Genomic DNA, 16419 nt, shown 5'->3' with positions numbered 1-16419 from the left:
CCGTGGCCCGACTGGAGTTCCAGCGGTTCGTCGACTGGGTCGACCACCGCATCGTCAACCGCTCGCGGCGCGTCATCCTCGTCTTCCTCGTCCTCACGCTGGTGTTCGGGGCGGGACTGAGCGCCGTCTCGACCGAGGCGGGGACCGAGCAGTTCGCCGAGGAGGTGCCGGAAGAAGAGGCGTTTTCGCGCGTCACCGAGGAGTTCTCGCCGCGCTTCGAGGCGGGGACCGGTAGCACGCAGCTCATCCAGCGCGCGCCGAACGTCCTGACGAGGCGCGAACTCCTGCGGATGCTCGAAGCGCAAAAGCGCCTCTCGGACCGCGGCGACCTCCGCGTCGTCGGCACCGCCAGCGCCGCCTCGGTCGTCGCGGAGACGCTCGACGCCGACGCCGACGGCCTCGACGAGCAGATTGCGGCGCTCGAACGCGCGACCGACAGCGAGGTCGCCGCCGCGGTCCGCGAGAACGCCGACAACGAGCGCTTCACCGGTCTCCTCGCCGACGACTTCAACCCGACCGCGGCGAGCGCCTCGGCGACGATCGCGGTCGTCACCCACTCGATTCCGCTGGCCGACGAGGCCGGCGCGGGACAGGGCGGCGACAGCCCGCTCACCCCGATTCAGCGGACCGCCGGGCGCGTCGTCGCCACCGTCGGCGGCGACATCTCCGTCTTCGGCTCGGGCGTCATCGCCGACGAGTTCGGGACCGTCATCGCCGACTCGCTCGTCCTCGTCGTGCCCGCGGCCGTCGTCTTCATCCTCCTCTTTCTCGTCGTCGCCTACCGCGACCTCGTGGACCTGCTGTTGGGGACCGCCGCGCTCGGGATGGCCATCGTCTGGACGTTCGGCTTCCTCGGACTCGCGGGCATCCCGTTCAACCAGATTATGATCGCCGTGCCGCCGCTGCTCCTCGCGGTCGGCATCGACTTCGGCATCCACGCGGTCAACCGCTACCGCGAGGACCGCGCCGAGGGGCTTCCCGTCGGCGATGCGATGCGAAAGGCGACGGACCAGCTCCTCGTGGCGTTCTTCATCGTCACCGCGACCACCGTCATCGGCTTCCTGTCGAACCTCGTGAGCAACCTCACGCCGATTCGGGACTTCGGCGTCGTCGCGGCCATCGGCATCGTCTTCACCTTCCTCGTGTTCGGCGTGTTCCTCCCGGCGACGAAAGTCGAGGTCGACAGGCTCCGGGAGCGCTACCCGATTCCGACGTTCAGCCAGTCGCCGCTCGGCCGCGAGGGGAGTTCCCTCGGGACGGTTCTCCGGGTCGGCGTCGCGCCCGCCCTCCGCGCCCCCGCCGTCGTGCTCGTCGTCGCGCTCGTCCTCTCGGGGTCGGCGATGTGGTACGCCACGGGCGTCGACACCGAGTTCGGACAGGAGGACTTCCTGCCGCCCGCGGAGGCCCCGGCGTACCTGAAATCCCTCCCAGAGCCCTTCGCGCCGGGCGACTACAGCGTCGTCGCCGACATCGAGTTCCTCGAAGAGCGCTTTTCGTCCTCCCAGAGCGGGGTCGTGACGGTGTATCTGGAAGGTCGGCCCACGGACGACGCCTACCTCGAAACGCTCGACCGGGTCGCACAGGACCCGCCGGACACCTTCATCGTCGAGGACCGCCGGGCCGACTCGACGAGCGTCCTCACCGTCATCGAAGCCGAGGCCCGGGAGAACCCCGAGTTCGCCGCGGTCGTCGCGCGACACGACCGCGACGGCGACGGCGTCCCCGACCGGAACCTCGCCGAGGTGTACGACGCGCTGTTCGCCACCGACTCGGCCGCCCGCGCCGGCGAGTACCTCGCCGACGACTACCGGAGTTCGCGGGTCGACTACCGCGTCCGGGCCGACGCGGACGACGACGCGGTCGTCGCCGACGCCCGCGAGGTCGCCGCGCGCTTCCGCGGTCCGAGCACCGCCACCGGCGCGGTCGTCGTCTTCTCGGCCATCTCGGACCTCATCCTCGACTCCGCGGTGCAGAGCCTCGCCATCTCGATGGCCGGCACCGGCGCGTTCCTCGTGTTCGTCTACTGGTGGCTCGAACGCCGCCCGTCGCTCGCGCTCGCCAACCTCGTGCCCATCCTCGTCGCGGTCACGTTCGTCGCCGGGACGATGCGACTCGCCGGCATCTCCTTCAACGCCTTCACCGCGACGGTGCTCGCGCTGACCATCGGCCTCGGCGTGGACTACTCGGTCCACGTCGTCCACCGCTTCGTCGACGAGCGCGCCGACCACGACCTCGAAACCGCGCTCGACCGGACGGTCCGCGGCACCGGCGGCGCGCTCGCGGGCAGCATGCTCACGACCGTCTTCGGCCTCGGCGTGCTCGTCCTCGCGGTGCTCTCGGTCCTCGGCCAGTTCGGCCTGCTCACCGCCGCGAGCATCGTCTACTCGTTCCTCGCGTCGATGCTCGTGTTGCCCTCGGCGCTGGTCCTCTGGGACCGGTTCAGCGGCAACGACCCGCTCGTTCCCCTCGGCGGCGTCGAGCGCGAGTCCGGCGCGGCGGCGACCGCCGACTGAGACTCGCGTCCCCGCTCACGCCCCGCTCGTATTCGCGCTCCCGCTTACGCGCCGGCTGGTATTCGACCCACTCACGCGCCGGTTCCGACGCCGAACAGCCGCGTCGACCCCCACGAGAGGACGACGATGCCGACGATGAACACCGCGAGCGCGGCCATCATCGGAAACGGGTCGAGCGACGGCCCGCCGAGGAACGGCCCGCGGACGATGAGAAACGAGGTGCCCATCGAGAGGCCGAGTCCGACGCTCGTGACGAGCGTGAAAAACAGTTTTGCGACGCCGATTCCCCGCGTGTCGTTCCGGAAGCGCATGGGGACAGGTCCCCCGAGCCCCGCTTGAACGATTTGGCCGTCTCGTTGATGTTATCGGGCGGTTGTCGGGTTCTCGTCAGCGCTCGACGCGGAAGCCGGTCTCGCCGTCCGGCTCCTCGTAGGTGACGTCCACGTCCTCGACGGACGCCATCGGACTCCCCTCGTGGCACCACTCGACCATCGCCTCCACGTCGTCGCGGGGCCCCTCGAAGACGGCCTCGACGCGGCCGTCCGAGAGGTTCTTCACCCAGCCGTCGACGCCGCGGTCGCGGGCGGTGTCGCGGGTCGTCGCCCGGTAGTAGACGCCCTGTACGTGTCCCGAGACGTAGACGTGCGCGCGGGTTCGACCGTGTTCGCTCATGGCACCCGATTCGTCATCCGTCGTCAAAGGCGTGCTGCCTCGGGCGGTCGGTTCGGCGGTCCGTCCGACGCCGGCGTCGCCGTCTCTCCGCCCGTCGCCGCGACCGCGCCGGCCGCCCCGTGCCCCCGACCCGCACGCATCCGGCGAACCGTCAGCATCTAAGTACGACCCACCCAACGCTGGACTATGGAACTCTTCGGCACCGCCGGTATCCGCGGGAGCGCGACGGAGCGAGTCACGCCGGAACTCGCCCTCAGCGTCGGCCGCGCCGCCGGCCTCGCCGCGCTCGAATCGGACGCGCCCGCCGAGTTCGTCGTCGGCCGCGACGGACGGACGACCGGGCAGGGCCTCGCCGCCGCCGTCGAGGCCGGTCTGCTCTCCGCCGGCGCGGACGTGACCCGCGTGGGCGTCGTCCCGACGCCGGCGCTCGCGTTCGCCTCGCGGGGTCGACGCGGCGTCATGCTCACCGCCTCGCACAACCCCCCGACGGACAACGGCATCAAGATGTTCGTCGACGGGCAGGAGTACGACCGCGACCTCGAACGCGACATCGAGACGCGGGTCGAGGCGGGCGCGTCCCCGGCCGACTGGGACGACTGGGGCGCGACGGGGATGAGCGGCGTCCTCGACGCCTACCGAAGCGCTATCGTCGAGTTCGCCGGCCGGCACGGCGACGACCTCGACGGCCTCAACGTCGCCGTCGACTGCGGCAACGGGATGTCCGCGCTCGGCACGCCGCAGGTCCTCCGCGACCTCGGCGCGCGCGTCGTCACGCTCAACGGGCAGATAGACGGCCACTTCCCCGGGCGCGAGTCGAAGCCGACGCCCGAGACGCTCGCGGACCTCATCGCGTTCGTCGCCGACGGCGACTTCGACTTCGGCATCGGCCACGACGGCGACGCCGACCGCATCGTCATCATCGACGGGGACGGCGAGGTCGTCCACGAGGACACCGTCATCGCCATCGTCGCCGAGCACTACGTCCGCGTCTCCGACGCCGACGACCCCGTCGTCGTCACGACGCCCAACGCCTCGGGTCGCATCGACGAGCGGGTCGGCGAGGCCGGGGGTCGCGTCGAACGCGTCCGCCTCGGCGCGCTCCACGAGGGCATCGCCAGCGCCCGCGCCGGCGGCGGCGACGTGGTGTTCGCGGCCGAGCCGTGGAAGCACATCCACCCGTCGCTCGGCGGCTGGATAGACGGCGTCGCGTCGGCGGCGCTCGTCGCCCGCCTCGCCGCCGAATCCGGCATGGCCGGCCTGCGCGAACCGGTCACGGAGCGCCCGTACCGCAAGGTGAGCGTCCCGTGTCCCGACGAGAAGAAGCGGGCGGCGATGGCGGCGCTCGAAACCTCGCTTCCCGACGCGATGGCCCCCGAGTCGGTCGACACCGAGTACGGCGTCCGACTGGAGTTCGCCGACGCGTCGTGGACGCTGGTCCGCCCGTCCGGCACGGAACCCTACATCCGCGTGTACGCGGAGGCCGACGACGTGGACCACCTCGTCGACGAGGTGACGGCCGTCGTCGAGGCCGAAATCGAGGACGCCTGAACGGGCTTCGAAGAGGTTTTTCGCCGGCGCAAGCGGCCGGCCAGGTGCGAACTCGACGCCGGCGGACGTGAACCTCGCTCCCGTTCTCTACGATTTGCAAACGTGGTGATGTGACGCCGATGAAACCGCGAAACGACACCTTTATGCAATTTTCGCGGCCCCTGTCTCAATAGGAGTTCATACATATGGACAGACGTTCTTTTGTCAAAGCGGCAGGGGTCGCGGGTATCGCTGGCCTCGCAGGTTGTACGGGCGGACCGTCCGAGGGGAGCGACGACACGACGGCGACGACGACCGAGTCGTCCGGCGGCGAGGAGACCACCACGGCCGAGCAGACGACCGAGGAGTCCGGTCCGGCGGCCAACGTCGGCATGGTCTACGCGCTCGGCGGTCTCGGTGACAAGTCGTTCAACGACGCCGCGAAGCGCGGCATCGAACAGGCGGAATCGGAACTCGGCATCGCCTACGACGAGGCCCAGCCCTCGGCGGCGGAGGAGTTCCCGCAGTTCCAGCGCCGGTTCGCGCAGTCGTCGAACCCGGACTACGACCTCGTGTCGTGTATCGGCTACGCGCAGAAGTCCGCGCTCTCCGAAACCGCGCCGAGTTTCTCGGACCAGAAGTTCATGATCGTCGACGACGTGGTCGACGAGGACAACGTGGCGAGCTACCTGTTCCGCGAGGAGCAGGGCTCGTTCCAGGTCGGCTACCTCGCCGGCCTCATCACGACCCAGGAGTTCTCGGCCGGCTCCGGCTCGACGACGGCCGACTCGAAGAGCGTCGGCTTCGTCGGCGGCACCGAGACCGAGCTCATCCGCAAGTTCCAGGCCGGCTACGAGGCCGGCGTGGCGCACGCGGACGAGGAAATTTCCGTCGACGTGGCCTACGTCGGGTCGTTCTCCGACTCCGCGAAGGGCAAGGAGATTGCCACCTCGATGTACGACAACGGCGCTGACGTCGTCTACCACGCGGCCGGCGGCAGCGGCCTCGGCGTCTTCCAGGCGGCCAAAGAACAGGGCAAGTTCGCCATCGGCGTCGACTCCGACCAGTCGCAGACCGAACCGAACTACGCCGACGTCATCCTCGCCTCGATGGTCAAGCGCGTCGAGTCGGCGGTGTACACCTCCGTCGAGAACGTCGTCAACGACGAGTTCAACGGCGGTTCCACCACGACGCTCGGCCTCGAAGAGGACGGCGTCGCCGCCGTCTACGGCGCGGAACTCGGTTCCGAAATCCCGCAGGACGTGAAGGATTCGCTCTCGGAGTCCCGCGAGGCTATCATCGCCGGCGACATCGAGATTCCGACGACGACCGAGTAACGCCGCACTCGACACTCACATTTCTTTCGACGCCGCCCGCCGAGTGACGGCATTCCCGAACCTTGGGGTCAATGTTGCCGCTTTCACACCGCGGTCGGCCGAACATGCTCGCGGGTTGAACGGTTCGAACTCCCCGAGAACCGCCGCGACGCTCCGTGTGGACCACTCCCGCGCCGACTCGAATCCCACGAGTTTAAGCGAACCCCCCCGAAAAAAGGGTCAAGATGAGCACCGCTGTTCATCTCGACGAAATCACAAAACGGTTCCCCGGCGTCGTGGCGAACGACGACGTGGACCTGACCGTCGAGCGCGGCACGGTGCACGCACTTCTGGGAGAAAACGGGGCCGGCAAGACGACGTTGATGAACATCCTCTACGGGCTCTACGAACCCACTGAGGGGACCGTCCACGTGGACGGGGAACCGCGGGACTTCGATTCGCCCGCGGACGCCATCGACGCCGGAATCGGCATGATTCACCAGCACTTCATGCTGGTCGACCCCATGACGGTCGCCGAGAACATCGTCCTCGGCAACGAACCGCGCAAGTGGTTCGGCACGACCGTCGACCGGGAGCGTGCGCGCCAGGAGGTCATCGACCTCTCGAACCGATACGGATTCGACGTGAACCCCGACGACGCCATCGAAGACGTGAGCGTCGGCGTTCAACAGCGCGTCGAGATTCTGAAAGCACTCTACCGCGGGGCCGACATCCTCATTCTGGACGAGCCCACCGCGGTCCTCACCCCGCAGGAGGTCGAAGAGCTGTTCCGCGTCTTCGAGGAGCTGACCGCCCAAGGCAAGACGATTATCTTCATCAGCCACAAGCTCGGGGAGGCGATGCACGCCGCCGACGACATCACCGTCCTCCGAGACGGGAAGAACGTCGGCACCGTCAAGGCTGACGAGACCTCCAACGAGGAGCTCGCCGAGCTGATGGTCGGCCGCGAAGTTCTCCTCGAACCGAAGGCCGAACCGCAGGAACCGGGCGACGAGGTGCTCGCGGTGCAGCACCTCTCGGCCGAGGACAACCGCGGTATCCCCGCCGTCTCCGACGTGTCGTTCGACATCCGCGAGGGCGAGGTGTTCGGCATCGCCGGCGTCGACGGCAACGGCCAGTCGCAGTTGGTCGAGGCCATCACCGGCCTGCGGACGCCGACCGGGGGGGCGATTTCCTACAAGGGCCGGGACATCACCGGCGCCTCTCGCCGCTCCCGCATCGCCGACGGGATGGCGTACATCCCCGAGGACCGCCACGAGCGCGGGCTCGTGATGGACTTCGACCTCGTCCAAAACGGCATCCTCGGGAGCCAGCACAGCCCGACGTTCGCCGCCGACGGCCGGATAAACTGGTCCGACGCGCGCGACCACGCCGAGCGAATCATCGACGAATACGACGTTCGACCGCCCCACGCCGACGCCGACGCCGAGTCCTTCTCCGGCGGCAACCAACAGAAGTTCATCGTCGGCCGCGAGTTCGAACGCGAACCGGACCTCGTCGTCGCCACCCACCCGACCCGCGGCGTGGACATCGGCGCGATGGAGTTCATCCACGAGCGGCTCTTGGACCTCCGAGCCGAGGGCAAAGCGGTGCTCCTCGTCTCCTCGAAGCTCGACGAGGTACAGGGCCTCTCGGACCGCCTCGGCGTCATGCACGACGGCGAACTCATGGACATCGTAGACCCACGCAACACCACCGAAGAAGAGATCGGCCTGCTCATGGCCGGCGAACGCCCCGACGCCGACGCGACCGACGCGGAACCGCCGGTGGGTGACGCCAAATGAGCGCGACCGAGAACGCGAAGGCCGTCCTCCGACGGCTGACGGCCGCCTCCGCGACCGAGCGCATCCTCATCAGCTTCGCCGCGCTCGTCATGGCCGTGCTCGTCGGCGCGGTCATCATCCTCGTCTCGGGCCGCATCACGACGTGCCAGACCGCGGCGACGACGCTGTTCGGGACCGGCTTCTGTTACGACCCCGTCGAGGTGTACCTCGTGTTGTTCAACGGGGCGCTCGGCGAGCCGTTCCTGCTGAACGACCCCGCGCTGTTCAACCCCAACTGGAACCCGCTGAACTTCGGGTTCGCGCTCACGCTCAAGGAGACGACGCTCCTCATCTTCACCGGCCTCTCGGTCGCCGTCTCCTTCCGCGCGGGCCTGTTCAACATCGGGACGCAGGGACAGCTCGTCCTCGGCGGCCTCGCGACGGCGCTGTTCTCGTTTTTCGTCGCGCCGCTGCTCCCGTCGGGGCTCCTCGGTGGCCTCATCCTGATTCCGCTCGCCGTCGTCGTCGGCGCGCTCGTCGGCGGCCTCTACGGCGCGATTCCGGGGGCGCTCAAGGCCTACGCCGACGCCAACGAGGTCATCACGACCATCATGCTGAACTTCATCGCGGCGCAGATCGCGTTCGTCCTCGTCAGCGAGTTCTACGGCAACCCCGACTCGCAGGTCGTCGAGACGACGCCGCTTCCCGACTGGGCGACGCTCCTCCCGGTGGCGTTCCCGCAGGGCGGCGACTTCTCGATTCTCGCGCTCGCGTTCGGTCTCGCGCTCGTCGTCGCCGTCTGGTTCCTGCTCGAACAGACCTCGTTCGGGTACGACCTCCGGACGAGCGGCGAACAGCCGGAAGCCGCCGAGTACGGCGGCGTCGACGCCAAGCGCACGACCGTCACGAGCATGTTCCTCTCCGGCGCGCTCGGCGGCATGGGCGGCGCCATCTGGGTGCTCATGGTCATGGGCAAGTGGCAGGCCGGCGTCCCCGCGCTCGGATTCGACGGCATCACCGTCTCCATCCTCGCGGGGAACAACCCGTTCGGGGTCGTCCCGGCGGCGCTCCTGTTCGGGACGCTCAAATCCGGCTCGCTCGCGGTTCAGTTCGGGACCGGCGTCCCGAAACAGCTCGTCGGCGTCCTCCGCGGCCTCATCATCCTGTTCGTCGCGATGCCCGAGTTCTTCCGCATGCTCGGTTCCGCGATCGACCTCGAACCGGACCGCGAGACCGTCGCCACGGACGGCGGCTCCCTCGGAGGTGACGACGAATGAGTACGACCACCATCGACCGACTCCGCGACACGGAACTGTCTTACAGAGCGACCCTCGCCGGCGGGGCGCTGAGCGTCTTCCTGCTCATCGCGCTCCTCGGTCTCGCGTTCCCGGGCAGCATCTGGGGCAACTTCCTCGCCATCCTCACGAGTCGGAGCACGCTCTCGTCGGCGCTCCGGCTCTCGGTACCCATCACCTTCGCCGCGCTCGGCGGTATCTTCTCCGAGAAGGCCGGCGTGGTGAACATCGGGCTGGAAGGGCTGCTCATCATCTCGGCGTTCACCGCGGTCATCACGACGGCCGTCGTCGGCCCCGAGATGACCGTCCTCGGCCTCCCGGCCATCTGGATCGGCTTCTTCGCCGGCATCCTCTCGTCGGTGCTGTTCTCGGCGCTGTTCGCCGTGGTCTGCATCCGATTCAAGGCCGACCAGATTATCGCCGGCCTCGCCGTCTGGCTCATCGCGCTCGGTCTCGCGCCGTTCGCGGCGACCGTCTACTACGGCGGCGTCAACACCGACAACCTCGGGACGACCCTCGGGACGTGGACGATTCCCGTCCTCTCGGACATCCCGTTTTTCGGCGCGTTCTTCGACGCCGACCCCGCGGTGTACATGATGCTCGTCGCGGTCCCGGCGTCGTGGTACGTCCTGAACCGCACGGCGTTCGGCCGCCACGTCCGCGCGTCCGGCGAGAACCCGAAGGCGCTCGACACCGTCGGCGTCGACGTGAGCCGCGTCCGCTACGCGGGCGTCCTCCTCTCGGGCTTCCTCGCCGGCATCGGCGGCTCCGCGCTGTCGCTCGGCCTCGGTCAGTTCGTCGGTAACAACCAGACGATGGTCAACGGGAAGGGCTTCATCGCCATCGTGGCGTACCTCTTCGGGAACTACAACCCCATCGGCGCGTTCGGCGCGTCGTTCCTCTTCGCGGGGCTGGAGGCCGCCCAGATTCGCCTCCAGCAGGTACCCGGCTACGCCATCCCCGACTCGCTCATCCAGACGATTCCGTACGTGACCGTCCTCGTCGTCCTCGCGCTCGTCGGCCGCACCCGCATCCCGGAGGCGGCAGGCGAGCACTACGACACTGGTGACGACAACCGCTGAGCGACCCGGAATCCTCGTTTCCCCCGTCTTTTCCGCTCCCCTGTTCTCCGTTTTCGCCCGTTCGAGCGCCGCATCTCGGGCGGGCCGGTCTCCGTCGAACCCCTCCCGAACGGTCGGTGCGGGAGTAAAGAGTTTTCAGCCCGCGATATGGAGGTGATACCATGTCCACAGACGAGAACGACACCGCCGAGGAGTCCTCGGCGAGCCCACGGACCCAGTCCGTGGACGTGGTGGTCGTCGGCGCGGGAACCTCCGGCTGTTACGCCGCCGCCACCATCGCGAACGCGGGCTACGACGTGACCATCGTCGAGCGAAAGTCCGCGGAGGAAGCGGGGCACATCGCCTGCGGGGACGCCCTGAAGGGCGCGGACGCCTTCCCCGAGGCGATTCCGAAGTCGAAAATCGAGCCCGCGTTCACCAACACCGAGGTCGACCACGGCCGCTTCGAGATTCCGCAGGAGGACACCGTCCTCGATATCCCGGTCCCCGGCGAACTCGCCGTCATCGACCGCTGGGAGTACGGCCGCCTCATCATCGAGGGCGCGGACGAGGCCGGTGTCGAACTCCACTACGACACGGTCGTCCAGGACGTGAAACAGGACGACGACGGCACCGTCACCGGCATCGTCGGCAAACACGACGGCGAGGTCGTCGAGTACGACGCCGACATCGTCATCGACGGCGCGGGCTCGCTGTCGCTCCTGCAGGACAAGGTGGACTTCTCCGACGCCACCTTCGACACGAACGTCTCCTACCAGCACTTCTCGTCGGCGTACCGCGAGGTCGTCGAGGTTCCCGAACCCGTCGAGTGGTCCGACGCGCTCGTGTTCAAGCCGGCCGAGGTCGCCGCGGGCTACGTCTGGTACTTCCCGCGGACCGAGACCGAAATCAACGCCGGCCTCGGCTTCCAGATGACGGAGGAGCCGATGAAGCTCGTCGACGACCTGAAGAAGGACCTCCGGGAGCGCCCCGAGTTCGAGGGCGCGGAGGTCATCGACAAGCTCGGTGCCGCGCTCCCGACCCGCCGGCCCTACGACTCGGCGACCGCGCCGGGCTACATGGCCGTCGGCGACGCCGCGGCCCACGTCAATCCGACGACCGGCGGCGGCATCGCCGGCGCGGCCTACGCCGGCAAGTACGCCGGCGAGCAGGCCGCAATCGCGCTCGACGCGGGCGACGTGAGCGAGGAGATGCTCTGGCGCTACAACCAGCGCGTCATGGACCACTTCGGTGGCCGCTACGCCAGCCTCGACGTGTACAACATCCTCTCGACCGCCGTCGACGTGGACGACCTGATGGGCCTCATCGCCTCCATCCCCGGCGAGAAGCTCGCCGAGGCGCTCTACTCCGGAACGACCTCGTTCGGCCCCGTCCTCCTCGCGCAGACCGCGGCGTCGAGCTACGGTCACTGGAGCCAGATTTACGAGTTCTTCAAAATCAAGCGCCTCGCCGACGAACTGCTGGCCCACTACGGCCGCTACCCGACCCGACCGAGCGCCCTCGAGGGCTGGAAGGTCGAGCGGGACCGCATCATGGACGACATCTACGAACTCACGGGCGCGGACCCGAAGTACTGACCTCGGACTCCGCCGCGAACGAGACGTTTCGGAACTCGAACCGGGCACCCCCGTTTTCGCCGTCCGTCGCCGCCACCTCCCAGCCGTGCGCGTCGGCGACGCCGGAGACGATAGCGAGGCCGAGGCCGGTCCCCCGCGAGTCGGTGCTGTAGCCCGACTCGAAGATGCGCTCCCGTTCTTCCGGTGGGATGCCGGGGCCGTCGTCCTCGACGAAGAAGCCGTCTTCCAGCGGACCGACCCGGACGTTGACGCCGGGCGTTCCCCCGTCAGTGGCGTCCGGCACCGGTCGTCTGACCCCCGGATTCGGTGCCTCGTCGGCCGACGGTCGACCACCTGCCGCGCCGCGCTCGACGGCGTCAGACGCGGTCTGGTCGCCTGTCGAACTGCGTTCGACAGCGTCGTCGGATGAAATCCGACTGCCCGTGGAACCCTGTTCCACAGTGTCGCCGGGAGTATCCCGACGGCCTGTCGAACCGTGTTCCACCGAGTTCCGAAACAGGTTCTCGAAGACGGCGGTGAGTCGTCCCCTGTCGGCGAGCAGTTCCGCGTCGGCCTCGACGGTCAGGCCCGACGCGCCGAGGCTGGTGTTCGTCACCGCGTCCGCGGCCACGGTGGCGAGGCTGACGCGCTCGACCTCGCCGACCGACTCGCCGGCTCGGGCGAGCTGTAACACGTCTTGGATGAGCGCCTCCATCCGGTCGTGGGCGTCGGCGACCGTCGAGAGGTGCTCGGTCCCGTGGCCGTCGCGGGCGAGTTCGAGCCGCATCTGGGCGACGTTCAGCGGGTTTCTGAGGTCGTGCGTGATGACCGACGCGAACTGGTCGAGCCGGTCGTTGCGGCGGCGGAGGTCCGCCTCGCGGGCGTCGCGGTGGGTCGACCACCGGACCGCGCCGACCGCGAGCGCGGCGGACCCGACGAGGAGCGCTCCGTCCTCGAAGACGAGCGTGAACGCCTCGGGCTGGACGACGACCTCGTCGACCGCGTCGCTGACGGCGTAGACGGCGAACAGCGCGGTCCCGGCGTACAGCGGTCGCCAGACCGTCTGCACGTCGCGGACGCTCCCGACGACGAACGCGCCGGCGAGCGGAATCGGAACCAAGAGGAGTTCCACGGCGAACCGGAGCCAGTGAACCTCGGGGCTGTCGGGGAAGACGGCGACTTGGACGACCGCGACGCCGACGGCGATGCCGACGACTGCGAGACCCGGACGCAGGTCTGCGTCTTCGGTCGATTCACCTCCGAGGAGCCCCATCGCTGCCGGCTATGCACGGGGGGGACAAATAACCGCTGGCGGTTCGTCGCGGGCAGGTCGGTCGAGCGCGCGTCGGTCCGGCGAGTCGAGGCGGTCGGAAATCGCTCGAACGGCGCTCTCGGCGCGACTCAGGGTTGCTTCGCTCGCCTCAGGGGCGGCCGGCGGCGATTCGTTCGACGCTGCCGGCGAGCACGTCGACGGCGATGCCGATGGTCGCTTCGTCCACGTCGAACGTCCGGGTGTGGTGGCCGCCGGGGTGGTCGGTGCCGACGCCGACGTAGGCCGCGAGGCCGCCGCGGTCCTGGACGTACTGCATGAGGTAGGTCGCGTCCTCGCTGCCGCCGAGGTCGTCGCTTTCGAGAATCGAGGTGACGCCCTCGACCCCCTCGCTCACGCCGCCGACGATGGCCGCGAGCGCGTCGTCGCTCCGGGCGCTCGGGGCCTTCCCCTCGACCCCGATTTCGACCTCGCAGTCGTGCATCGCGGCCGCCGACTCGATGACGGTGTGGGCGCGGTCTTCCATGTACTCCATGAGTTCCGTCGTCGCGCCGCGCACCTCGCCTTCGATGAACGCCTCCTCGGCGACGATGTTCGTGGCCGTGCCGCCGCCCATCAGGCCGACGTTGACGCGGGTCGGTCCGTCGGAGTGCCGGGAGATACCGTAGAGGTTCTGCGTGGCCGCTGCGGTCGCGAGGTTCGCGTTCCTTCCCTCCTCGGGCTTCGCGCCCGCGTGGGCCGGCGCGCCGGTGAACTCGGCGCGGAAGTGCGACACCGCGAGGAACCCGCCGACGCCGCAGACGACCTCGCCGGTCGGGTGGTCGAGACCGACGTGGAGCGCGAGCAGGTAGTCCACGTCGTCGAGGTGGCCGCCCTCGGCGACGGCCTTTCCGCCGGCGACCTGTTCCTCGCTCGGCTGGAAGAACACCTTGAACGTCCCCTCGAAGTCGGAGTCGAGGACGGCGTCGAGGACGCCGATACCGATCGTCGCGTGGGCGTCGTGGCCGCAGGCGTGCATGAAGCCCTCGTTCTCGGAGCGGAAGCCCTCGGCGGCCGGGAGGTGGTCGCCGTCCTCGGACTCGGTGATGGGGAGCGCGTCGATGTCGACGCGGAGCCCGACGGTCGGGCCCTCGCCGCGTTCGACGACCGCGACCGCGCCGGTGTAGCCGCCGACGAGGCGGTCGAGAACGTCCTCGCGCGCGCCGGCCTCGCGGGCCCGCTCGAACCACGCGTCGAGTTCGGCGTCGTCGGGGACGGCCATGCGCTCGTCGGCGTCGAGTATCTCCGGGCCGACGTAGAGCGCGTCGAGGTCGCGCGTCTCCAGTTCGTCGACGAGGCGGGCGGTGGTGTAGAACTCGCGCCACGCGGGTTCGGGGTGGCGATGCAGGTCGCGGCGAAGCGAGACGAGGTCGTCCATCGTCGCTCGGTTGCTCATGTCCGGACTCTTTTCTCCCGGCGATGATAAACGCTCCCGACGTTTCGTGGCCGAGAAACTCAAGTTTGGAAGAAATAGTTGGAGGAAATTCGTGCCTATTATATATCACAGTCAATCTCTGACAAACGATGCCAGAAGAACCGGACATCGAGCTCAGTTTCCGTGGCGGGCGCCTCGTGAGCGCCCTGCCCATCGCCCTGTTCATCGCGTGGGCGATTTTCCAGAGTGGTATCCTCGGTATCGGCGATACGACCGGCCTCGTCGCGGGGATGCTGACAGGACTCATCGTGGGACTACTGTTCGTCCGGGGAGATTGGAAGGACTACGCGGACGTCGTCTTCGCCGGCATGACCCGCCGGGTCGCCGCGACGGCGGTCGTCGCGTGGCTCTGGGCGGGCATGTTCGCCGAGACCATCCAGGTCGGCGGCTTCGTCGACGGCCTCGTCTGGGCGGCCACGGTCCTGAACGTCGGCCCGGGGCTGTTCCCGGCCGTGACGTTCCTGCTCGCGGCGCTGTTGGCGACCGGTATCGGCACCGGCTACGGCACCGCAATCGCCTTCACGAGTCTCGTCTTCCCGGCGGGACTCCTCCTCGGTGCGAACCCCGTGTTGCTGTTCGGCGCGATTCTCTCCGGCGCGGTGTTCGGGGACAACCTCGCGCCCGTCAGTGACACCACCATCGTCTCCGCGGTCACGCAGGACGCCGACATCGGCGGCGTCGTCGCCTCGCGGGTGAAGTACGCCGTCGTCGCGGCGACGCTCGCAATCGCGGCGTACCTCGTCGCCGGCTTCGGAATCCCCGGCGTCTGGGGCGGCATGCCGTACGTCGACGTGGCCGGCGAAGTCTCCGCGTCCGTGTCGCCGTGGGGACTCGTCCACCTGCTCGACATCGCCGTGGTCATCGCGCTCGCCGTCCGCGGCCGACACATCATCGAGGCCGTCTCGTGGGGACTGCTCCTCGCGGCGGCGTTCAACGTCGCGCTCGGCGCGGCGAACTTGGTGGACGTTTCGGTCGGGAGCATGCTCCTGTTCAGCGCGCCGCAGAACGGGCTCACGCAGGCGGTCGAGGCGCTCCCGCTTCTCGGGGCCGTCGTCGAGACCGTCCCCGCGGGGCAGGTCGGCGTCGGCGGGAGCGTCTACTCCGGCGCGGCCGGCTTCTTCCCGCTCATCGTCCTGACGCTCTTGCTCGTCGCGGGCGCGGAAATCATGCGCGCCGGCGGCGGCTTCGACGCGATTCAGGAACTCGTCATCGACCGCGTCGCCACGACGGTCCGCCGCGCGGAGACCACGATGGTCGTCGGGACGGCGCTCGTCAACGCGACGGTCACCATCAACACGGCTGCCGAAATCGCCATCGCGCCCTACGTCGCCACGCTCGGCAAGCGCTTCAACATCAACGGCTACCGCCGCGCCAACATCCTCGACGCCAACACCTCGGCGCTCGGCTACATCTTCCCGTGGGGCGGCGGCCTGCTCGCCGGCTACGGGGCCATGCAGGGCCTCGTCGGCGGCGAGGCGACGCCGTGGTTCACGGCGGAGATGCTCGTGAATCCCGCGTCGGTCTTCCCCTACGTGTTCCACGGCTGGTTCCTCGTGGCGGTGTTCCTGTTCGCCGCGTGGACCGGCTACGGCCGCGAGTACGTCTCCGACCGCACGAGCGAGGAGGTGAGCCGCGTATGAGCCGCCTCGATAAGCTCTTGGCCGGCTGGACGTTCCGCACCGCGACGCCGACGTTCGAACCCGGCGAGGTCATCACGGCCTACGTCAGCGAGCGCAACGGCGACGGTCTCACCGTCCGCATCGGCGACTCGGTCATCCGGGTCGAAGACGGCCGAGGCGCGGCCGTCGAGGACAAGGTTCGGCTGGAGGTCACGTCGTTCGACGCGACCAATCACGTCGGTACCGGCGAGGTAGTCGAGGTCCTCGGGCCGGACGCCTGAGCGGTCGAAAAACAGACAAAAAAGCGCAGA

At 68.9% G+C, this 16419-nt stretch carries 13 protein-coding genes; 9 read left to right on the top strand and 4 right to left on the bottom strand.

All coding sequences use genetic code 11. The features are described from left to right. The first annotated feature begins 2 nt into the window (after positions 1 to 2). Positions 3 to 2513 (top strand): efflux RND transporter permease subunit, encoded by a 2511-nt coding sequence (locus ABY42_RS06880; RefSeq protein WP_050459027.1) that lies wholly within the window; start codon positions 3 to 5, stop codon positions 2511 to 2513. Positions 2514 to 2584: 71 nt separating this feature from the next. Here the strand turns inward: ABY42_RS06880 and ABY42_RS06875 are convergent, their stop codons facing one another. Both ABY42_RS06875 and ABY42_RS06870 read right to left on the bottom strand, forming a co-directional pair. Beyond that, positions 2585 to 2824: a hypothetical protein gene (locus tag ABY42_RS06875; RefSeq protein ID WP_004977111.1), complete on the bottom strand. Its 240-nt coding sequence runs from the start codon at positions 2822 to 2824 to the stop codon at positions 2585 to 2587. 76 nt (positions 2825 to 2900) lie between these two features. Next, positions 2901 to 3185 carry an acylphosphatase gene (locus ABY42_RS06870; protein ID WP_004977112.1) on the bottom strand — a complete coding sequence of 95 codons (285 nt, stop codon included), beginning with the start codon at positions 3183 to 3185 and terminating at the stop codon, positions 2901 to 2903. Positions 3186 to 3371: 186 nt separating this feature from the next. Here ABY42_RS06870 and ABY42_RS06865 point away from each other — a divergent pair, with 186 nt between their 5' ends. The 6 genes from ABY42_RS06865 (at position 3372) to ABY42_RS06840 (ending at position 11766) form a co-directional block, all read left to right on the top strand. Continuing rightward, positions 3372 to 4733, top strand: a complete 1362-nt coding sequence (locus ABY42_RS06865) for a phosphopentomutase/phosphoglucosamine mutase (protein WP_050459026.1) — start codon at positions 3372 to 3374, stop codon at positions 4731 to 4733. A gap of 185 nt (positions 4734 to 4918) precedes the next feature. Continuing rightward, the gene (locus ABY42_RS06860; protein ID WP_004977114.1) at positions 4919 to 6049 is read left to right on the top strand and encodes a BMP family lipoprotein; all 1131 of its coding nucleotides are present in this window, start codon (positions 4919 to 4921) and stop codon (positions 6047 to 6049) included. A gap of 224 nt (positions 6050 to 6273) precedes the next feature. Next, positions 6274 to 7833 carry an ABC transporter ATP-binding protein gene (locus tag ABY42_RS06855; RefSeq protein ID WP_004977115.1) on the top strand — a complete coding sequence of 520 codons (1560 nt, stop codon included), beginning with the start codon at positions 6274 to 6276 and terminating at the stop codon, positions 7831 to 7833. After that, on the top strand, positions 7830 to 9089 hold the full coding sequence (locus ABY42_RS06850) for an ABC transporter permease (protein WP_050459025.1): 1260 nt from the start codon (positions 7830 to 7832) through the stop codon (positions 9087 to 9089). The genes ABY42_RS06855 and ABY42_RS06850 overlap by 4 nt, the downstream gene beginning before the upstream one ends. After that, positions 9086 to 10189, top strand: a complete 1104-nt coding sequence (locus ABY42_RS06845) for an ABC transporter permease (RefSeq protein WP_004977118.1) — start codon at positions 9086 to 9088, stop codon at positions 10187 to 10189. The genes ABY42_RS06850 and ABY42_RS06845 overlap by 4 nt, the downstream gene beginning before the upstream one ends. Before the next feature lie 161 nt (positions 10190 to 10350). Then, the gene (locus ABY42_RS06840; RefSeq protein WP_004977119.1) at positions 10351 to 11766 is read left to right on the top strand and encodes a geranylgeranyl reductase family protein; all 1416 of its coding nucleotides are present in this window, start codon (positions 10351 to 10353) and stop codon (positions 11764 to 11766) included. Here the strand turns inward: ABY42_RS06840 and ABY42_RS06835 are convergent. Then, a complete protein-coding gene (locus ABY42_RS06835; protein WP_050459024.1) occupies positions 11741 to 13018 on the bottom strand; it encodes a sensor histidine kinase in 1278 nt (425 codons plus the stop codon). The genes ABY42_RS06840 and ABY42_RS06835 overlap by 26 nt on opposite strands. A gap of 148 nt (positions 13019 to 13166) precedes the next feature. Then, positions 13167 to 14450 carry an amidohydrolase gene (locus ABY42_RS06830; protein WP_050459023.1) on the bottom strand — a complete coding sequence of 428 codons (1284 nt, stop codon included), beginning with the start codon at positions 14448 to 14450 and terminating at the stop codon, positions 13167 to 13169. A 128-nt stretch (positions 14451 to 14578) separates the two neighbouring features. Between ABY42_RS06830 and ABY42_RS06825 the strand changes: the two genes are divergently transcribed. Further along, complete coding sequence (locus ABY42_RS06825; RefSeq protein WP_050459022.1) at positions 14579 to 16129, top strand: Na+/H+ antiporter NhaC family protein; 1551 nt, start codon at positions 14579 to 14581, stop codon at positions 16127 to 16129. Further along, the gene (locus ABY42_RS06820; protein ID WP_004977129.1) at positions 16126 to 16389 is read left to right on the top strand and encodes a DUF7513 family protein; all 264 of its coding nucleotides are present in this window, start codon (positions 16126 to 16128) and stop codon (positions 16387 to 16389) included. Before ABY42_RS06825 ends, ABY42_RS06820 begins: the two co-directional genes overlap by 4 nt. Positions 16390 to 16419: the final 30 nt, after the last annotated feature.

This window comes from Haloferax gibbonsii, assembly GCF_001190965.1.
GTDB lineage: Archaea > Halobacteriota > Halobacteria > Halobacteriales > Haloferacaceae > Haloferax > Haloferax gibbonsii.
This window is presented reverse-complemented; position numbering and strand designations above follow the sequence as displayed.

What these genes read in the sequence shown, in the direction of transcription:
- ABY42_RS06875 (WP_004977111.1), bottom strand. Translation starts at nt 2,824, where the DNA reads ATGCGCTTCCGGAACGACACGCGGGGAATCGGCGTCGCAAAACTGTTT.
- ABY42_RS06850 (WP_050459025.1), top strand. Translation starts at nt 7,830, where the DNA reads ATGAGCGCGACCGAGAACGCGAAGGCCGTCCTCCGACGGCTGACGGCC.
- ABY42_RS06825 (WP_050459022.1), top strand. Translation starts at nt 14,579, where the DNA reads ATGCCAGAAGAACCGGACATCGAGCTCAGTTTCCGTGGCGGGCGCCTC.
- ABY42_RS06840 (WP_004977119.1), top strand. Translation starts at nt 10,351, where the DNA reads ATGTCCACAGACGAGAACGACACCGCCGAGGAGTCCTCGGCGAGCCCA.
- ABY42_RS06820 (WP_004977129.1), top strand. Translation starts at nt 16,126, where the DNA reads ATGAGCCGCCTCGATAAGCTCTTGGCCGGCTGGACGTTCCGCACCGCG.
- ABY42_RS06855 (WP_004977115.1), top strand. Translation starts at nt 6,274, where the DNA reads ATGAGCACCGCTGTTCATCTCGACGAAATCACAAAACGGTTCCCCGGC.
- ABY42_RS06845 (WP_004977118.1), top strand. Translation starts at nt 9,086, where the DNA reads ATGAGTACGACCACCATCGACCGACTCCGCGACACGGAACTGTCTTAC.
- ABY42_RS06870 (WP_004977112.1), bottom strand. Translation starts at nt 3,185, where the DNA reads ATGAGCGAACACGGTCGAACCCGCGCGCACGTCTACGTCTCGGGACAC.
- ABY42_RS06835 (WP_050459024.1), bottom strand. Translation starts at nt 13,018, where the DNA reads ATGGGGCTCCTCGGAGGTGAATCGACCGAAGACGCAGACCTGCGTCCG.
- ABY42_RS06860 (WP_004977114.1), top strand. Translation starts at nt 4,919, where the DNA reads ATGGACAGACGTTCTTTTGTCAAAGCGGCAGGGGTCGCGGGTATCGCT.
- ABY42_RS06830 (WP_050459023.1), bottom strand. Translation starts at nt 14,450, where the DNA reads ATGAGCAACCGAGCGACGATGGACGACCTCGTCTCGCTTCGCCGCGAC.
- ABY42_RS06865 (WP_050459026.1), top strand. Translation starts at nt 3,372, where the DNA reads ATGGAACTCTTCGGCACCGCCGGTATCCGCGGGAGCGCGACGGAGCGA.